Annotated in this window: 2 tRNA genes; both read right to left on the reverse strand. The window is 47.7% G+C overall.

From position 1 onward, the window contains the following. Nucleotides 1-83: transfer RNA gene (locus ACKJSM_RS28650), tRNA-Leu, on the reverse strand. 395 nt (nt 84-478) lie between these two features. Continuing rightward, nucleotides 479-550: transfer RNA gene (locus ACKJSM_RS28655), tRNA-Gln, on the reverse strand. Nucleotides 551-1,114 lie beyond the last annotated feature (564 nt).

A 1,114-nucleotide genomic window follows, 5' to 3' on the forward strand; every position in this document is an offset into this window, starting at 1 on the left:
TGTCAGAAGTGGGATTCGAACCCACGCCTCCAGGGGAGACTGCGACCTGAACGCAGCGCCTTAGACCGCTCGGCCATCCTGACGGTGCCTTAAGGTGCCGACCTACGATTCGCGATCCACATAGCAATTAGCGATGATGGGTGGGGAATCTCTCTTGTTCGCTGTTCAGTCCACAGAATGTAAACACAGCTACAACAAAGGCGAAGCCTCGTCATTAGCGGATGGTTATAGAGAGTGACAAAGTATGGAAAACTGACTATTTTGGGTAGTGAATGACACTAACACAACAACAAGCAGGAAATCAAGCAGATGGAGTTCTTCTACATTGCGATTCAGGCTTATTACAAACGTGCACCAGTTTGAGGATGATGCTCTATGCCCCTCATGTTTCCTGTGCACCTTCATAGGAACTGACACTGGAACAAGACACAAGATAGCCACAATCTACAATGCACAATCTTTGCCTGCTCTTACTACCAGGTTCCACCGAGATTTGAACTCGGATCGCTGGATTCAGAGTCCAGAGTGCTAACCATTACACCATGGAACCAGGGACTCGGTCCAATCATGTCTCTCGAGAACCGACTCGAGTACAGTGTCAATTTGCGTATTAGCCTATGGCCATGGTATTTCGCTATCATTTATAATACAAATATCCCACATTAAGAACAGTAACCACAAAGGATTCAGTCATTACCAAGTCATTTCAAATTTTACGGACAAGGTCTGAGTGTCAATAAAAACGCATAAACCTGACATATCTAGCTAATGCGCCGTTTGCAGACGAGGTGATGTGGGAGATGTTCTTTCACTCAATGTTTTGAAAGAGCGCGTCCATACTCATTTACAGTTCATCAAACACATAGTAGCACAGGTACTGTTCGCCAAGGCATTGCTTTGTGCTCACAGGATGAGAGTGTAGGCACGAAGCGTTGTGGCTTGTCTCTCAAGCGCTCATCGCCCAGCGAAGGTCAACATCTCTCTTCCCCAATATTGTGCTACTGGTAGCTTGAAGGCCTGCTGTGAAAAATGCAGGCTGTCAGAAGTGGGATTCGAACCCACGCCTCCAGGGGAGACTGCGACCTGAACGCAGCGCCTTAGACCGCTCGGCCAT

It is taken from the genome of Pseudomonas sp. PHC1 (genome assembly GCF_046487845.1).
Lineage (GTDB): Bacteria > Pseudomonadota > Gammaproteobacteria > Pseudomonadales > Pseudomonadaceae > Aquipseudomonas > Aquipseudomonas sputi.